This is a genomic window from Corallococcus sp. CA054B, from assembly GCF_003611625.1.
In the GTDB taxonomy this organism is placed as follows: domain Bacteria; phylum Myxococcota; class Myxococcia; order Myxococcales; family Myxococcaceae; genus Corallococcus; species Corallococcus coralloides.
In genome coordinates this window covers 1-15,435 of record NZ_RAVY01000217.1, presented here as the reverse complement: position 1 = coordinate 15,435, position 15,435 = coordinate 1, and the positions used below count along the sequence as shown (strand labels likewise).

Sequence of the window (15,435 nt, the reverse complement as noted above, 5' to 3'; positions counted from 1 at the left end):
AGATTTGTATAAGAGACAGCCTCGGGCCTCACGGGTGACTGGGGCGGGATGCGCGGGTTCCTCTCCGAACTCGGCGTGGCGATCCAGGTCCGCTACGTGACGGAGCTCGCCTTCAACGCGCGCGGCGGCAAGGGGCATGCGCTGCGGCAGGCGGGCCAGTTCAACGTGGGGCTGGGCCTGGACATGGAGAAGCTGGCCGGGCTCAAGGGCGGCACCTTCCAGTTCACGTTCACGCACCGCAACGGCAACAACCTGAACGCGGACATGGCGCTGGGGAACCTCCAATTGGTGCAGGAGGTGTACGGGCGCGGCAACGTGGGGCGCCTCACGCAGCTCTGGTGGGATCAGCTCTTCTGGGGCGAGCGGGTGCACCTGAAGCTGGGGCGCATGACGGTGGGCGAGGACACCGCGGACTTCCCCTGCGACTTCCAGAACCTGTCCTTCTGCGGCGCGCAGCCCGGCAACATCGTGGGCAACTACTGGTTCAACTGGCCGGTGAGCCAGTGGGCCACGCGGCTGCGCGTGGACCTGGCGAAGGTGGCCTACGTGCAGCTGGCCGCGTACGAGATGAACCCTCGCAACCTGGAGGAGGGCTTCTATCTGGGGCGCTTCACCGGGGCGACGGGCGTGATGCTGCCCCTGGAGCTGGGCTGGAACCCGAAGTTCCACGGCGACCGGCTGGAGGGGCTCTACAAGGTGGGCGTCTGGTACGACACGTCCAACGCGCCGGACGTGTTGCTGGCGGGCGTGGAGCGCGAAGGGCGCTACGGCATCTACTTCGTTGCGCGTCAGCAGCTCACGCACGTGGCGGGCGTGGAGAACAAGGCGCAGGGCCTCAACGTCTTCGCCCGCCTGACGCGCACGGACCAGGACACCTCCACGCAGGACGGCCAGTACACGCTGGGCCTGGGCTACACGGGCGTGTTCGGCCGGGCGGATGACGACGTGGGCTTCGCGCTGGGGGCCACGCACTCCAACGGGCGCTACGTCACCGCGCAGCGGCAGAAGCAGGCGGAAGGCTCCGACACGCCGATCCCCCGCACGGAGTACCTGGGCGAGCTGTACTACAGCCTCCATGCGACGCCGTGGCTCGTGCTGCGGCCCAACCTCCAATACATCCGCCCCGGCGGTGACGAGGACGCGCGCAACATCCTCGTCCTGGGCCTCAAGGGGGCGCTCACCCTGTAGGGCATGTGGGGAGAGGGCCCCCTTTCCGTGCCGCTTCGTGGGTGGCCTAGAGTGGGGCCATGGCCCTGTCACCCTCGTGGGATGCGTGGCTGTCGGAGAACCTGCTGCGGGGCGTGCCTGAGGAGGCGCTGGCCCGGGCGCTGGTCGCCGGAGGGGTGGCTCCGGAAGAGGCTCGCTCGGAGGTAACTCGCGCGCGGCGGCATCCGGCGGTGGAGGCCGGTGGCTCGCGCGGGACGCTGGGGGCGGAGGTGGTGTCGCTGCTGGACGTGCGCGCGGCGCTGCATGCGCAGTCCCGCCGGACGGTGGAGCGGCGGCGGGGCGTGTCCGCGGAGGAGTTCCAGGCCCGCTACTACCGCGCGCACCGGCCTGTCGTCCTGGAGGACTTCCTGGAGGGCTGGCCGCTGATGGAGCGCTGGCGGCCGGAAGCGCTGGCGCGGGACTACGGCGACGTGGAGGTGGAGGTCATGGCGGGCCGCGAAGCCCGCGCGGACCACGACATGTCACCGGATGCGTGCCGCACGGTGATGCGGCTCGCGGACTTCCTCCACCGGCTGGAGCACGGCGGGCCCACCAACGACCTGTACCTCACCGCGCGCAACTTCGCGCTGGAGCGGCCGGAGCTGCGGGGGCTGTTGGAGGACCTGCGGCCGGCCCCGGGCTTCGTGTACCCGAAGCGGCAGCACGGGAGCCTCAAGCTGTGGGTGGGGCCGGCGGGCACGCACACGGCGCTGCACCATGACGTGGACTCGGTGCTGTTCTGCCAGGTCCACGGGCGCAAGCGCTTCTGGTTGGTGCCGTCTTTCGAGACGCCTCGCCTGTACAACCGCGAGCACGTGTGGAGCCCGGTGGACGCGGCGGCGCCGGACCTGGAGCGCTTCCCGGACTTTGCCCGCGCGCACGTGCACGAGGTGGTGGTGGGCCCCGGGGAGATGCTCTTCATCCCCGTGGGCTGGTGGCACCAGGTGCTCGCGCTGGACGTCAGCGTGTCGCTGACGTTCCAGTCGCTGGAGGTTCCGGGCGGAAACGCGCGGTGGCACACCTTCGGTTGAGGCGTGCCCGCCGCTTCAATGGCTTCAGGTCAGCCGTTGAGGTTTTCGTCCTTCGACGTTTCAGGAAGGGGCGGTGTGGACGGCGGTGGCGTGGGCGGCGGGATTTCAGGCGTCCGCTTCCGGCTGACGTCCTCCTGCGCGGGGTCAGACGGGGGATTGGGGTTCGGGACGATCTTGTATGAGTTCTCGGGAGGCGTCATGGAGTCCGCTCAGGGTGGATGTGGACGACCCAAAAGGTTCAGCCCGATTCAAGGGGTCTGGAAATGACGTCTTCCTTTCCCCCTGTATGGAGAACGTGGCTCGCGGAGAACCTTGCGCGTGGGGTTTCTTCAGAGCGCCTCGCGGCCCGTCTGGAGGCGGTGGGACTGGCGCCAGAGGTTGTCTGGGAAACGATTCGGGCCGCGGAGACACACCCGGCGGTGAGACGGGCGCGTGAATTCACGACACGTCTTGGATTGCTTGAATCACTGCTGGAGACACGGTCGGTGTCTCGACGACAGGCATTGCCCGCGCCGCGCGTGGAGCGGCGGTCCCGGCTGGAGCCCACGGAGTTCTTCAGGGATTACTACCGGCGCAATCGGCCGGTTGTCATTGAAGGCTTGATGGAGGACTGGCCGGCGCGGACGCGGTGGACGCCGGCGTGGATGGCCGAGCGCTTCGGTGACGAGACGGTGGAGGTGATGGCGGGGCGTGACGCCCAGGAGATGCCGGACCTGCACGCGGACCGACTGCGCCGGGACGTGCCGCTGCGGGAATTGCTGGCACGGTTCGATGGTGCGCCCGCGAACGACATGTATCTGGTGGCTCGGAACAGCCTGCTCTTGCGTGACGCGTTCCGGCCGCTCTTGGAGGACCTGCGTGCGCCGGAGGGATACATCCAGCCGGACCTGCGCGAACCGGACCGCGTGCACCTGTGGCTGGGGCCGGCGGGGACGCTGTCCAACCTGCATCATGATCACCTCAACGTCCTGTTCTGCCAGGTGTGGGGACGCAAGCAGGTGTGGCTGGCGCCGTCGTGGGAGACGCCATGGATGTCCAACGTGCGCGGCTTCTACAGCGCGGTGGACGTGCTGGCGCCGGACCTGGAGCGCTTCCCGGACTTCGCCCGGGTGGCGTTGCACACCGTGGAGGTGGGGCCGGGGGACACGCTCTTCATCCCGGTGGGGTGGTGGCACGCGCTGCGGGCCTTGGAGCCGAGCCTGTCGGTGACGTTCGTGAGCTTCGAAGAGACACCTGGGATGAACACCTGCTGGCGGGAGGGCTGGCTGGGCGCCACGCCTCCGGAGGAGCACCGATGAGAGCTTCGCGCGAAGTGGAGGCGGGGACCTCGCCGCTGACACCTGAGTGGCGGCGGTGGCTGGTGGAGAACCTGGTGCGCGGTGCGTCGCCGAAGGAGCTGGTGGCGTCGTTGGAGAAGGCCGGGGTGCCGGCGGAGCAGGCGCGGCGGGCGGTGGAGGTGGAGCAGCAGGAGCCCTTCGTCGCGGGCGCGCTGCGGGCGGTGGGCATGCAGCGAAAGCTGGAGGGGTTGCTGGACGTGTACGCGGAGCTGTTCCAGCAGACGGAAGGACCGCCGCGCGTGGACCGGCATGACGCGCTGACGCCCGCCGCGTTCTTCGAGCGCTACTACTTCGACAACCTGCCCGTGGTGCTGCGCGCGGAATGGAGCGCGTCGTTGGCGCCGGAGGCCTGGAGCCCCGGGAGCGTGGCCGCGCTGCTGGGCGAGCGTGAGGCGAGACACGCGTGCTGCGTGCCCCTGTTCGAGGACTCGCGGCTGGAACCCCTGGCCCGGGGGCTGACGCCGCTTCGGGGCTTCACGGCGGAGGATGCACGCGCGTGCGAGCCCCGCCTGTGGTGGGAGCCGACCGGCGCGGAGGTTCCCCTGCGCGCGGCGCGGCGCAACGTGCTGCTGGCGCAGGTGCATGGGGAGCGGCGGCTCCAGCTCGTTCCGGCGTTCGAGCTGCGGCGCGTGACGGGGGCTGGCGATGCGCCCTTGCGCCTGGACGTGACGCTGTCTCCGGGAGAGTGCGTGCTGTTGCCGGTGGGGTGGTGGTACGGCTTCAGTGCGCCAGACGGCGGTGTCGCCGTCTCGTTCGAGGCCTTCGCGCTGCCTGAAGCCAACGTGACGTGGGACTCGGACGCGGAGCCCCGGCCTTCGCCCCTGCCTCCTCGCGACTGAGGGGCGCGGGCGCTACTGATACAGCAGCACCTTGTCCACCCAGCGCATGTGGGGTTGCTTCTTGTGCCAGTCGAGGCGCTCGGCGCGCAGCGCCTGGGAGGGCTCCTCGCCGGACTGGATGCGCTCGCGCACCGAGCGGAAGAAGGCGCCCGCGTCGTTGGGGATCTCCGCCGTGGCGGCGAAGACGGCCCGCGCTCCGGAGGCCACGAACGCCTGCGGCAGCGATGACGTCTCATGCAGGATGGGCGGAAGGCGGGCCGCGCTGCACGCGCCCAGCACCACCAGGGGGGCGCCGTGCAGATGCCGGCGGCGCAGCTGCTCCGCGGTGAGCGCATAGCGGCCGTCCTGCTGTGGCGACAGCGCGATGACCGTGGCGTCCGACAGCGCGCGGTCCACCACGCCGTGCGCGTGGATGTCGATGTCCGTGGCCTGCTCCATCGCCTCCAGCACGCGCTCGGGCGTGGCCTGCGCGCCCTTGAGCCGCAGGAGCCGCTGCGCGCCCGCCAGGTCCACTTCCGCCGCCGAGGGCAGCCGCGCCAGCTTCAGCGTCTGGGGCGGCTCCACGTCCGACACCACCACGTGCAGGGGCGGCTTCGCGGGGGACGTCGCGGGGACGCCCGTGCTGACCCGGTAGCTCCAGGCCAGGTCCGCCGGCAGGATGCCTGCGCGGCTGTCCAGGGGCGCCGCGGCCAGCACCGCCACGCGGGGACAGTCGCGCAGCAGCGCCACCAGCTCGCCAGGCACCAGCCCCGTCAGGTCATCGCGCAGGGGCACCGTGCGCGAGGCGTCATAGTGGCCCTGCACCTGGCCCTGAGGACCGCGCACCACCGTCACGGTGCGCTCCGCCTCCACCGCCGCCGCCAGCACGCAGCCCTCCGGCACGGGCACCTGGAGGCTCTCGGCCACCACGTCCATGGCCTCCCGGAAGGCCCCGGCGTGGCCCGCGCTCACCGCGAGCGTCTGGAAGGCCACCGCCCTGGCGTCGCGCGCATCCGCGTTCACCCGCAGGAGCGGCTCCGCCTCCGCGATGGCCTGCCGCAGCACCCGCTGGCCCTCGCGCCAGTCGCGGTCCACCGCGAAGCGTCCCCGGATGAGCGTGGCCAGCACGCGCCGCCCCGCGTTCTCCCGAAGTGGACTCACGCGTGCCAGCTCCTCCAGCAGGAGCGCTTCGTCGGACGGACGGGGCGCCAGCCGCGCCAGGTCCGCGAGGATCCACGCGCCCTGGAGCCCGGGCGTCTGGCCGCACGCCAGCGACGCCTCCAGCTCCTGCCGTGCCTCCTGCGGACGGAAGCGCATCAGCGCCAGCGAGGCCAGGTTGCGGTGCGCCAGGGTGCGCGCCACGCAGTCGTCGGGCTGACGGGCCAGGGACTCGGTGAGATAGGCGCGCGAGAGCGCCACCCGCACCTGGAAGCGCGTCGCGTTGGCCAGCATCACCAGCGCCTGGCCCTCGCGTTCCCATTCGCCCAGCGCGGCGGCCTCCTGCCACGCGGCCCTCGCGGACTCCTCGCCCTCCACCAGCCGGTTCGACGCGGTCGCGCGGCTGCTCAACCGGATGAGCAGATCCACGCAGCGCAGGGGCAGCTTCTTCGCGCGGCACTCGCCCAGCGCCTCCCGCAGCTGGTCCCCAGCCTGGGTCCCCTGGCCCGACAGGTCATCCAGCCGCGCGCCCTCCTGCGCCACGCGCGAGAGGATCCAGGGATCCGTCTCGCCCACCGTCAGGGCGCGAAGCTCCTCGTGCGTGCGCGCCACGCCCGGCGTGCGCAAGAGCGCGCCCAGCAGCAGGTCCTTCGCCGTGGGCTCCTGGCGCAGCCGTTCGATGAGGCTCGCGGGGGTGGGGTGCGCGTCCTGGACCAGCTTCGCGTACTCGCGCGCGAGCGGGGCCCGGCGCGCGAAGTCCTGCGCCGCCATCCGCCTCACGGTGTCCTCCAGCACGGTGCCTCCGCCGGCCGCGTGGTCCAGCACCCCCGCGAGCGGCAGCAGGGCCTGCACCTGTTCGGAGCTCTCCGCGGTCGCCAGCAGCTCGTAGAACGACTCGCGCGCCATGCCCGGGAAGCGGGCCGCGGCCTCCACCGGCACGGGCGCCTGGGGTGAGCGCAGCCGGGCACGGAAGGCCTCGCGCGTGGCCTTCCACGCGTCCGCCCGGGCCTGGAACCGGGCGCGCAGCGTCCGCGCCTGCTCGCGCGCCTCGTCGCTCCAGCCGGGCTCGCCCTTCGCGGCCACCGCCTCGAACGCCGTGGCGGAGAGGAGCGTCAGCCCCAGCTCGCGCGCCACCACGGCGCGGTTCCATCGCGCCTGGGGGTGCTCGGGCATGGCCTCCAGCGTGGCGTCCAGCAGGGTCAGGGCTTCATCGGAGTGGCCGCGCAGGATGGCGACGGCGGCCAGGTCGCTGTCGCGGTCCAGCGAGGGCGACGCGCGCCTGAGGTACGCGAGCCCCTGCTCCGTGTCGCCATGCAAGAGGTAGCTGATGCCCACCCCGTGCGCGTCGCCGCGCTCCTCCAGTCGGGACAGCGCGCCCAGGGGCACCGGCGGGGCCAGCGCGTCCCGTTGGGGGGGCGCATGGGGACGGTACACGTCCGCGGCGGGGAGGCTCAGCCGCACCTCCAGGGGACGGTGGGGCCCGTCCGCGAGCCACAGCGCGGGCGTCTCCGGCCCGGCGCCCTGCTGCTTCCAGACGCGCACGGCGACGAAGCCCAGGGCCATGCAGAGCGCCAGGGCCACGAGTCCCCAGCCGCGCGCCACGCCTGTGCGCCCCGGAAGGCGCGTGCCTCGGGGCGTTTGCCACATGCCAGCCATCCGGGGCCTCCCGCGTGCCCCCGCACCATCTCCGCGGGTCCTGCGGGCTCCAGTCTAGGGCCAATGCCCCCGGGGCTGACAAACCCGGGGGCGAGGATGCGTCCGGAGGTGTACTGCCTACTCCACCTTCAGGGGGGGGCGCGTGGCCTCCACGACGCGGTGGATGGGGTACAGCTCGCCCACGGTGATGCTGTCATCCAGGAACTGCCAGCGGCAGAAGCCGTCGTCCGAGTGCGGCTCCAGCAGGTAGGTGATGAGCGTGCCCGTGCGCTGGTCGGTGGGGACCTTGAGGGTTCCGGCGGGGAACTCCCGCTCGGAGCGCTCCGGGGCCACGGTGAGGATGGTCTCGAAGCGCACCGGCTTGGGCTTCTGGCTCAAGGGGACTTCGTCCTGGCCGGGGGGCGGCACGTTGGCGGCGACGTCCGGGCTGAAGGTCTGCTCGCGGCGGGCGATGCGGTAGCTGTCCACCTGGAAGCGCTGCGCCTTGGCGAGCTTCTCGAAGCGGATGCCGTGGCCTTCCAGCCGGGACGCGAGCGACGCGGGCACCAGGTACGCGGACGGCGTGCTCACCGACTGCGTGGGCACGAAGGTGCGGTAGTGCGGCGTCTTGTAGACCTTCTTGCGCTTGCCCGGGTAGCGGCGCGCCTGGATGCTGGCCTCGTCGAAGGAGTTGATGGCGGCGATGTCCTTGCCCAGCACGTAGGCCGGGTAGTCGAACACCAGCGCCCCTTCCGCGTCGCGCTGGGCGACGCCGAAGTTGATGCCCACCCACTCCTTCGCGTCGGGGGACTTGCCGCGCGCGATGATGGCGGCCTCCTCGAACTCGGTGACCCGGCGGTAGTCCTTGGCGTAGCGGGCGGCGTCGCGGATGAGCTCCAGCACCCACGCGCGGATGACGGCGCAGCGGCGGGGGAAGTCGATGTAGCTGTAGGTCTCCAGCAACACGTCCAGCCGGCCCAGCAGGCCGCGGAAGTGGCTGCCGAAGCGGGGCAGCGCGGGGTAGGTGTGCCAGCCGGAGGTCGGGTCGCCTTCCTTGAGGAAGTTGCCGTACCAGAAGCTGTCGAAGCCGTGCTTCTTCTTCACGGCGGCGGACACGCGCTCGGCCAGCTCGCGGTTGTAGTCGCGCGAGGTGTGGAGGAGCTCCGCGTTGCCGTGCGGGATGTCGAAGGTGAGGTCGAAGCCGTGGATGCTGCCGTCCGTGGTGTGGCAGTCCACGAAGAGGTGCGGCCACCACGCTTGGTACAGCTTCGCCAGGGCGCGCGTCTCCGGCGCCTCCTGCTTCATGTTGTCGCGGTTGAGGTTCCAGCCCTCGCCCGTGTAGCGCATGCCCACGCCACCGGGCGGGTTGACCTGGCCCTCCAGGTTCTTCAGGTCCAGCGCGCGGTTGCCCTTGCTGATGCGATCGTTGCCGTCCGGGTTGAAGTTGGGGACGAACACGAGGCACAGCCGGTCCAGGATCTTCTTGCCCAGCGACGTGAGCGTGAGGTCGCGCGCGAGCGCCTGGAGGGTCTCCTTGCCCTCCACCTCTCCGGCGTGGATGTTGGCCTCCACCATCACGACGATCTTCTTCTGCTTCTTCGCCAGCTCCGGCGTGAAGCAGTTGCGGTCGCTGAGGATGAGCGCCATGAGCGGCTGACCTTCACCGCTCTGGCCAAAGTCCACGCGCTTCGCGAGCTTGGTCTGGGCACAGAGGGCGTCGACGAAGGCAACCACGTCGGCGCTGCGGGACGTTTCCTGGTAGTCGGTGGCTTCCGCGCGGGTGAGCAGCTTGGGAGTGGGCATAGGTGCCGCGCATCCGAGCGCTCCGGAACTGCGGCGTCAAGCACGCGCGGTGGGGGCAGTCTTGCCGCGCCGTGGCGGTGTCCCATATGAAACCCGGACAGAGAGTGTAGTCGAGGGGGCTTCATGACGCGGAGTGATCAGCGGCGAGGGCACGCGTGGGGCGTGCTGTTCCTGGGGCTCGCGGTGGCGTGGGCCTCGGGGTGCAAGAAGGAGCAACCCGTTGACAGCGCGCCGGTGGACGCGGGCGGGGTGGCCGTGGCCGCCGTGGACGCGGGCGTTCCGGACGCGGGAACGGTGGCGAAGGCGAAGGTGGTGAAGCCGCTCCGGTTCTCGGATGTGGTGATTGCGCGCCAGGACCTCCGCGTGGACGTGACCTACACGCTCTCCAATCCCGGGACGGCGCAGGCGCGCGGGGACGCGTGCATGACGCTGCTCGACGCGGAGGGAACAGTCATCCGGACGGAGACGCTGGGCGGCATCACCGTGAAGGGTGAGACGACGGACACGTTCGAGGACAAGGTGTACGCGGATGCGCCGCTGAAGCTGTCCCGGACGGTGCTGCTGTATACGACCGCCGCGCACCACTGCTCGGACGGCGTCGACAAGGCGACCAGTGAGCCGTTGCGCCTGCTCCTCACGGGGCAGCCTGCTCCCGCGGATGCGCCCGCGCCCCGGAAGGAGGTCCCGTCGAAGCCAGAGGACTTCGAGCTGACCGACGTCGAGGTCGGACAGGTGGATGTCTATGACGACTACTACGTCAATTACACGGTGAAGAACGTGAGTGGCCGGCGCGTCTCGGGCAAGGCATGCCTCCGGGGATATGGCGGGAGCGGGAAGGACCTGGAGGACATCGTGGACGCGGACACCGTGGGCGAGTTCCACCTGGAGCCCGGGGCCAGGGAGACCGTCGACACGGCTCGCGTCCACTTCGCGGACTCCAAGCACTGGGACGAGGTGACGGTCCTTCGCCTCTTCGTGAGCGCGGATGGATGCGGCGCGGGCTATGAAGCGGCGCGCGGGGGCTTCCGGTTCGAGAAGCCCGGCGCGGTGGGCGCCCCTGACGACTCGGCCCTGGAGGGCGAGCACGAGGAGAACGAAGCCGCCAGGCGCCTGTACGATCGCGAGTATGAACCGCGCTCCGACAGTGATTCGGAGGAGACGGCGGACTGAGAGGGCGTTCCCAAGGACCTGGCGACATCCCCGCTATTCGAACGGCTCCAACGCGCGGACCCTGTGCCGCTCGCGGGAGCGGGCGGCGGCTTCGACATCTACTGCGGCCTGCCGCTGTATTTCCAGGACATCCCCGTCTAACGCACGGGCATCCCGAGCACGTAGGTGACGGCGCCCTTGCCCTTCTCACGCACCTCGCCCACCTCCCATGTGTAGCCGGGGCGCTGGAGGCTTCGGGTCAGGGCCTTCAGCTCCTCCGGCCTGTGGGCCCGCAGCGTGGACACCAGCCCGTCCCACGCGAGCGCCAGCGGCGCCACCGGCACGGCGTAGGTGAGCAGCAGGCGCAGCGGCGTCAGCGGCCGGATGAACGGTGTGAAGAGCAGCACCAGCAGCGGCACGAGCAGCGTGCCCAGCACTCCGCCCGGCGTGCGGTGCACGACCTCGAAGGCCGCGAAGGACTCACCCCGCCGCTGCGCGTCCTCCAGCACCGCGCGGACCTCCTCCGGCCGGAAGTGGTGCAGGGCGTTGAAGAGCGTGCGCATGCCGTGCAGGTCCTCCGGCACCTGCCGCGCATCCACGGGCCGGGGCAGGTACGTGGCGCCCTCCGCCCGGGCCCGCTCGGCGGCCTCCGCGTTGGGGTACAGGTCCGTGTGCACGGCCCGCGTCTTCAATCCGTGGCGGGCCTCCATCAGCCGCTGCAAGCGGGGTACGGGCCCCTGGCCGCCGGAGCCCAGGTCCACCAGGGTGTCCGTGCCGGACGCCTGGAGCCCCTTCGCGAGCACGTCCACCGCCGCGTCGAACAGCCCCATCCCCGTGGACACCGCGTGCAGGTAGTCCGTGGACAGGTTGCGCGCCGCGCGCGGATACCAGGGCTGATCAATCAGCTCGAAGAGGTGCAGGCGGGGCATCAGGGTGGGATGCCCGGTGGCGGTGGAGTCCATGCGGGACAAGGTGCCGCCCGCGTGCGGGCGATGCACTGACCGCTGGCGCCAGAACGGCTTGCCGCCCGCGCCAGACGGTCGCTAGCGTCCCTGCCCGTGGCGTCCTCCGCTCCCCCTTCGCTGTCCGCCCGCCTGGCACGGCAGGGGCTGCTCGCGGCGGCGAAGCGCGGCGTGCCTGCCGAACAACTCTGCGAGGAGATGGGGCTGCGGTGGGCGGACCTGGGCGACCCGGAAGCGCGCATCCCCTATGCCGTGCTGGACGACATCCTGGAGCGGGCCGTGTCGCTCACCGGGGATGACAACCTGGGGCTGCACATGGCGGGCATGGACGTGATGGACGCGGATGACCCCGCGTCGCTCGTCATCCTCACCAGCGCCAACCTCCGCGAGGCCATGGTTCGCGGCTGCCGCTACCAGCGCGTCTGGGGCGACGGCGAGCGCTTCGTCGTGGAGGACACGCCGCGCGGCGTGCGCATGCGCTTCACGCCCGTGGGGCCCTCGTGGCGGCCCGCGCACCGGCACCTGGCGGAGGTGGCACTGGTGCAGCTGGCCACGGGCATCCGCGTCTTCACTGGCGCGGACGTGCGGCCCCTGCGCGCGCGCTTCGTCCACTCGGCGCCCACGGACCTGCGCGAACACGAGGCCCTCTTCGGCTGTCCACTGGAGTTCAGCGCTCCGGCGAACGACCTGGAGTTCTCCGCCGGAGACGCGGACCGGCCCTTCGTCCACGCGGACGCGCTGCTCAACGCCGTGTTCGAGCATCACGCCCGCCGCGTCCTGGAGCGGCTGCCCGCCACGGACACCCTGTCGGATCGCGTGCGGGACCAGGTGCGACGGACGCTGGCGGGAGGCGACTTCTCCTTCGCCGCGGTGGCGAGGGCCCTGCGCGTTCCATCCCGCACGTTGCAGCGCCAGCTGGCGGCGGAGGGCCGCACCTACGCGGGCATCGTGGAGGCGCTGCGGCGCGAGCTGTCCCAGGGCTACCTCCAGCGGCGCATGTCCATCGCGGAGGTGTCCTTCCTGCTGGGGTACGCGGATCCGGTCGCCTTCCACCGCGCCTTCAAGCGCTGGTGGGGCACGTCCCCGGAGTCCTTCCGCAAGGCCCGGGCGGCCGGGGGCTGACAGGCAAGCGGCGCCCCGAGCCCTTCCGGGAGGGACGCCAGGCCTTCGTTGGAGAGCAGGCGTGCCTACGTTTCACCCCAGAGGGCCGGGACCCTCGGGGAGACACCACCATGTGGACACGCACCTTCAACGGGCTCGTCGTGCTGGGTGTGATTGGGACCGTGAGCTTTACGGCTGGCTGCAATGAGCGCCAACAGCAGGCCGTCAACGAGAACGCCCGGCAGGTCGGGCAGGAGGTAGGCGAGGCCGCCAAGGACGTCCAGCACGGCGCAAGCCGGGCCGCGGAGAGCCTCAGCGAGTCCAGCCGCGAAGCCGCCGACGGTTTCCGGGAGGGCGTGGGCGGCTCGGGTGCCACGACCTCCGAGGAGCAGAAGGCCGACGAGCGCAGCGGGGACGGGCCGGACATCGGCCGCAACCCGGGCGTCATCCACGACGGGGAAGGGCCGCTGGAAGAACGCTGAAAGACGCAACGCGCCGGACACGCCACGACCCGGCGGTGTGTTTGAATGTGGACCATGGTTGCGGCCCCAGCCCTCCGTGGTCCCCTTCAGTCCCTCCTCCGTGTGTCGTGCCTGTTGCCGTGCCTGCTGACGGTGGCGTGCGTGACGACGAGCGAGGTGACGCGCGTCCCTTCGTTGGAGGAGAAGTGCGGCGGCGGGAGCGCCTGGGCCTGCGAGACCTGGGCGAAGCAGCTCCAGGTGGACAACCGGATGGAGGAGGCGGACCGGGCCTTCGGGCTCGCGTGCGCCATGGGCTCCACGTCCGCCTGTCTGACGCAGGGCAAAGACCGGCTGGCGCGCGGGGACCTGGATGGCGCGGAGCCACCGCTGCGCAAGGTCTATGACGAGGACTCGGAGGAGGCCACGCTGGCGCTCGCGGACCTCCAGGCCGCGCGCGGGGACGAGGTGGGCGCGGCGCACTTCCGTTACGAGGCGCTGTCCATCGACAAGTCGACGACGGAGTTCGCGCTGGGTTGGCGTGTCCCGTTCGACGGCGGCATGGGCATGGCGCTGGACGTGAACGTGCAGCCCATGGGGCTCAAGGCGCGGCGGCTGACGCTGGGCGCCAACCTGGGCCTGGGCCCGAACCTGGTGTCGCTGAACGCCACCGTGGGCTATCAGCACTTCGTGACGAACTGGTTCGCGCCCTATGGCCGGGCGCTGGTGGGCCCGTACCTGGACAACTCGTCCTCGCGGCGCATCCCCATCAACGTGGGGGCCGAGCTGGGCATGAAGTTCTTCGCGGGGCCCATCGGCCACCTGGGCACCGGCTTTGGCACCTCGCTGGACGGCTCCACGTACTACTTCCTCGAAGCCGGGCTGGACTGGCTGCTGACGCTGGCGGTGCTCGCGCACCTGTGATGGCTCAGGCGACGCCGAGCTTGGGGCACACGTCGTTGAAGAGGCACTCCGCGCACTTGGGCTTCTTGGCCACGCAGGTGTAGCGGCCATGCAGCACCACGGCGGGGCCGAAGAAGGTCCAGTCGTCCTTGGGCACCAGCTTCATCAGGTCCGTCTCGATGGCATCTGGCTTCTCCTGCTTCGTCAGGCCCAGGCGCTGGCTGACGCGGGCCACGTGCGTGTCCACGATGACGCCGGAGGCCTGATTGAAGGCGGTGTTGAGCACGACGTTGGCCGTCTTGCGCGCCACGCCGGGCAGCTCCACCAGGTCCTCCATACGGTCGGGCACCTCGCCCCCGTGGGCGTCCAGCAGCGCGCGGCTCACGGCCTGCACCGTCTTGGTCTTCTGCTTGAAGAAGCCGGTGGGCTTGAGGTCCTCCTCCAGCTCCGCGGTGTCCGCGTCCGCGAGCGCCTGGGGGCCGTCGTACTTCTTCCACAGCTCGGCGGTGACGCGGTTGACGCGCTCGTCCGTGCACTGCGCGGCCAGGATGGTGGCCACCAGCAGTTGGAAGGGCGTGTTCCAGTTCAGCTCGTATTTCGCGTCGGGGTACTTCTCGCGAAGGCGTTCGAGCACCACGGGGACGAGGGCGGCGGGTTTCATGGGTGGGTCCTCACATCGACCGTTCGACGAGCGCCGTCAACTCCGCGTCCGTGAGTGGAAGCGGATTGCCCTTCATGCTGCTGGCGGCGCGGGCCTTGGTGACGAGCTCCGGGATGGCCGTGGCGGTGAGGCCCATGTCGCGCAGGCCCCGGATGCGCACGGCGTGGACCAGGTCCTTCACCCAGGTGATGCCGTCCTCGGCGCGGGCGTTGGACTGGCCGGTGAGCAGCACCGCCAGCTCGCGGAAGCGGGGCAGGGCGGGGTGGTCCGGAGCGCGCGAGCGCAGCGCCTCCAGGTTCAGCTCCAGGGTGGCCCCGAGCAGCGCGGCGCACAGCGCCCCATGGGCCGCGCCGAGCATCCCGCCCAGCGGCGCCGCGAAGCCATGCACCGCGCCCAGGCCTGAGTTGGCGAGGCACAGGCCTCCAAAGAGGCTGGCGATGGCCAGGTCCTCGCGCTCCGCCGGGCCGGGGCCGTGCAGCACCGCCTTGCGCAGGGAGCGCGCGGAACGCTGCATGCCTTCGCGCGCGAGCGCGTCCGTGAGCGGCTGGGCGCGGATGGACAGGAAGGGTTCGATGAGCTGCGACAGCGCGTCCAGGCCGCCCGCCGCGAGCACTTCCGAGGGCGCGTGCTCCAGCAGGTCCGGATCCACCAGTGCGACGCGGGGGAGCATCATCGGGCTGCGCAGGCTGGCCTTCACGCCGGCCTCCTTCGAACCCAGCACCGCGTTGCGCGTCACCTCCGAGCCGGTGCCCGCCGTGGTCGGCACGGCCACGAAGGGCAGCGACGGCTTCGTCAGGGCCTGTCCCCGGCCGATGACCTCCAGGTAGTCCAGCGGGTCGCCCCCGTTGGCGGCGAGCGCGGCGATGGCCTTGCCCGCGTCGAGCGCGCTGCCTCCGCCGATGGCGACCACGGCGTCACAGCCGGAGTCCACGGCGGCGGCGGTGCCTTCGCGCGCGAGCTCGACGGTGGGCTCGCCCGGGACGCGGAAGGAGGCGGAAGGGATGCCCAGCCGTTCGAGCCCCGCGCGGACGGGTTCCGCGCGAGCGGGGTTGGTGCCGGTGACGAGCAGGACCTTCCGCCCGCCGAGGCCTCGCACGAGGTCGGGGACTTCCTGGACGCGGCCCGGGCCGAAGAGGACGCGGGTGGCGGTGGCGAACTCGAAGGGGGCGGTGGGCATGTCACCAGGCCGCGTCGTCGGGGAAGCGGTTGGTGT

The 15,435-nt window shown here is 71.3% G+C and carries 13 protein-coding genes; 8 read left to right on the top strand and 5 right to left on the bottom strand.

All coding sequences use genetic code 11. The annotated features are described in order from the left end of the window. The first annotated feature begins 48 nt into the window (after window positions 1-48). The 4 genes from D7V80_RS34880 to D7V80_RS34865 all read left to right on the top strand — a co-directional run bounded on the left by D7V80_RS34880 (window position 49) and on the right by D7V80_RS34865 (window position 4,413). Window positions 49-1,188: a carbohydrate porin gene (locus D7V80_RS34880; RefSeq protein ID WP_120592205.1), complete on the top strand. Its 1,140-nt coding sequence runs from the start codon at window positions 49-51 to the stop codon at window positions 1,186-1,188. 59 nt (window positions 1,189-1,247) lie between these two features. Then, complete coding sequence (locus tag D7V80_RS34875) at window positions 1,248-2,237, top strand: cupin-like domain-containing protein (RefSeq protein ID WP_120592204.1); 990 nt, start codon at window positions 1,248-1,250, stop codon at window positions 2,235-2,237. Window positions 2,238-2,722: 485 nt separating this feature from the next. Then, the gene (locus tag D7V80_RS34870; protein WP_120592203.1) at window positions 2,723-3,535 is read left to right on the top strand and encodes a cupin-like domain-containing protein; all 813 of its coding nucleotides are present in this window, start codon (window positions 2,723-2,725) and stop codon (window positions 3,533-3,535) included. Further along, complete coding sequence (locus D7V80_RS34865) at window positions 3,532-4,413, top strand: hypothetical protein (RefSeq protein ID WP_147447314.1); 882 nt, start codon at window positions 3,532-3,534, stop codon at window positions 4,411-4,413. Before D7V80_RS34870 ends, D7V80_RS34865 begins: the two co-directional genes overlap by 4 nt. Before the next feature lie 12 nt (window positions 4,414-4,425). Here D7V80_RS34865 and D7V80_RS34860 read toward each other — a convergent pair whose 3' ends face one another. Further along, the gene (locus D7V80_RS34860; protein ID WP_147447313.1) at window positions 4,426-7,197 is read right to left on the bottom strand and encodes a CHAT domain-containing protein; all 2,772 of its coding nucleotides are present in this window, start codon (window positions 7,195-7,197) and stop codon (window positions 4,426-4,428) included. 126 nt (window positions 7,198-7,323) lie between these two features. Continuing rightward, window positions 7,324-8,988 (bottom strand): M14 family zinc carboxypeptidase, encoded by a 1,665-nt coding sequence (locus tag D7V80_RS34855; RefSeq protein WP_120592200.1) that lies wholly within the window; start codon window positions 8,986-8,988, stop codon window positions 7,324-7,326. A gap of 123 nt (window positions 8,989-9,111) precedes the next feature. On the opposite strand from D7V80_RS34855, the gene D7V80_RS34850 reads away from it, so the two are divergent. Further along, window positions 9,112-10,158: a hypothetical protein gene (locus tag D7V80_RS34850; protein WP_120592199.1), complete on the top strand. Its 1,047-nt coding sequence runs from the start codon at window positions 9,112-9,114 to the stop codon at window positions 10,156-10,158. Window positions 10,159-10,295: 137 nt separating this feature from the next. Here D7V80_RS34850 and D7V80_RS34845 read toward each other — a convergent pair whose 3' ends face one another. Then, a complete protein-coding gene (locus tag D7V80_RS34845; RefSeq protein WP_120592198.1) occupies window positions 10,296-11,099 on the bottom strand; it encodes a hypothetical protein in 804 nt (267 codons plus the stop codon). Window positions 11,100-11,195: 96 nt separating this feature from the next. Here D7V80_RS34845 and D7V80_RS34840 point away from each other — a divergent pair, with 96 nt between their 5' ends. From D7V80_RS34840 to D7V80_RS34830, 3 genes are all read left to right on the top strand, one after another. Then, the gene (locus D7V80_RS34840; RefSeq protein ID WP_120592197.1) at window positions 11,196-12,221 is read left to right on the top strand and encodes an AraC family transcriptional regulator; all 1,026 of its coding nucleotides are present in this window, start codon (window positions 11,196-11,198) and stop codon (window positions 12,219-12,221) included. 110 nt (window positions 12,222-12,331) lie between these two features. Then, complete coding sequence (locus D7V80_RS34835) at window positions 12,332-12,682, top strand: hypothetical protein (RefSeq protein ID WP_199738934.1); 351 nt, start codon at window positions 12,332-12,334, stop codon at window positions 12,680-12,682. Window positions 12,683-12,796: 114 nt separating this feature from the next. Continuing rightward, complete coding sequence (locus D7V80_RS34830) at window positions 12,797-13,582, top strand: hypothetical protein (protein WP_147447312.1); 786 nt, start codon at window positions 12,797-12,799, stop codon at window positions 13,580-13,582. A gap of 4 nt (window positions 13,583-13,586) precedes the next feature. Here D7V80_RS34830 and nth read toward each other — a convergent pair whose 3' ends face one another. Then, a complete protein-coding gene (gene nth, locus D7V80_RS34825; RefSeq protein WP_120592195.1) occupies window positions 13,587-14,222 on the bottom strand; it encodes an endonuclease III in 636 nt (211 codons plus the stop codon). 10 nt (window positions 14,223-14,232) lie between these two features. After that, window positions 14,233-15,399 (bottom strand): iron-containing alcohol dehydrogenase, encoded by a 1,167-nt coding sequence (locus tag D7V80_RS34820; RefSeq protein WP_120592194.1) that lies wholly within the window; start codon window positions 15,397-15,399, stop codon window positions 14,233-14,235. Window positions 15,400-15,435: the final 36 nt, after the last annotated feature.

Bases quoted from the DNA above. Each gene is read 5' to 3' on its own strand.
- D7V80_RS34835 (WP_199738934.1), top strand. From the start codon at position 12,332: ATGTGGACACGCACCTTCAACGGGCTCGTCGTGCTGGGTGTGATTGGG.
- nth (WP_120592195.1), bottom strand. From the start codon at position 14,222: ATGAAACCCGCCGCCCTCGTCCCCGTGGTGCTCGAACGCCTTCGCGAG.
- D7V80_RS34860 (WP_147447313.1), bottom strand. From the start codon at position 7,197: ATGTGGCAAACGCCCCGAGGCACGCGCCTTCCGGGGCGCACAGGCGTG.
- D7V80_RS34850 (WP_120592199.1), top strand. From the start codon at position 9,112: ATGACGCGGAGTGATCAGCGGCGAGGGCACGCGTGGGGCGTGCTGTTC.
- D7V80_RS34875 (WP_120592204.1), top strand. From the start codon at position 1,248: ATGGCCCTGTCACCCTCGTGGGATGCGTGGCTGTCGGAGAACCTGCTG.
- D7V80_RS34880 (WP_120592205.1), top strand. From the start codon at position 49: ATGCGCGGGTTCCTCTCCGAACTCGGCGTGGCGATCCAGGTCCGCTAC.
- D7V80_RS34855 (WP_120592200.1), bottom strand. From the start codon at position 8,988: ATGCCCACTCCCAAGCTGCTCACCCGCGCGGAAGCCACCGACTACCAG.
- D7V80_RS34845 (WP_120592198.1), bottom strand. From the start codon at position 11,099: ATGGACTCCACCGCCACCGGGCATCCCACCCTGATGCCCCGCCTGCAC.
- D7V80_RS34820 (WP_120592194.1), bottom strand. From the start codon at position 15,399: ATGCCCACCGCCCCCTTCGAGTTCGCCACCGCCACCCGCGTCCTCTTC.
- D7V80_RS34865 (WP_147447314.1), top strand. From the start codon at position 3,532: ATGAGAGCTTCGCGCGAAGTGGAGGCGGGGACCTCGCCGCTGACACCT.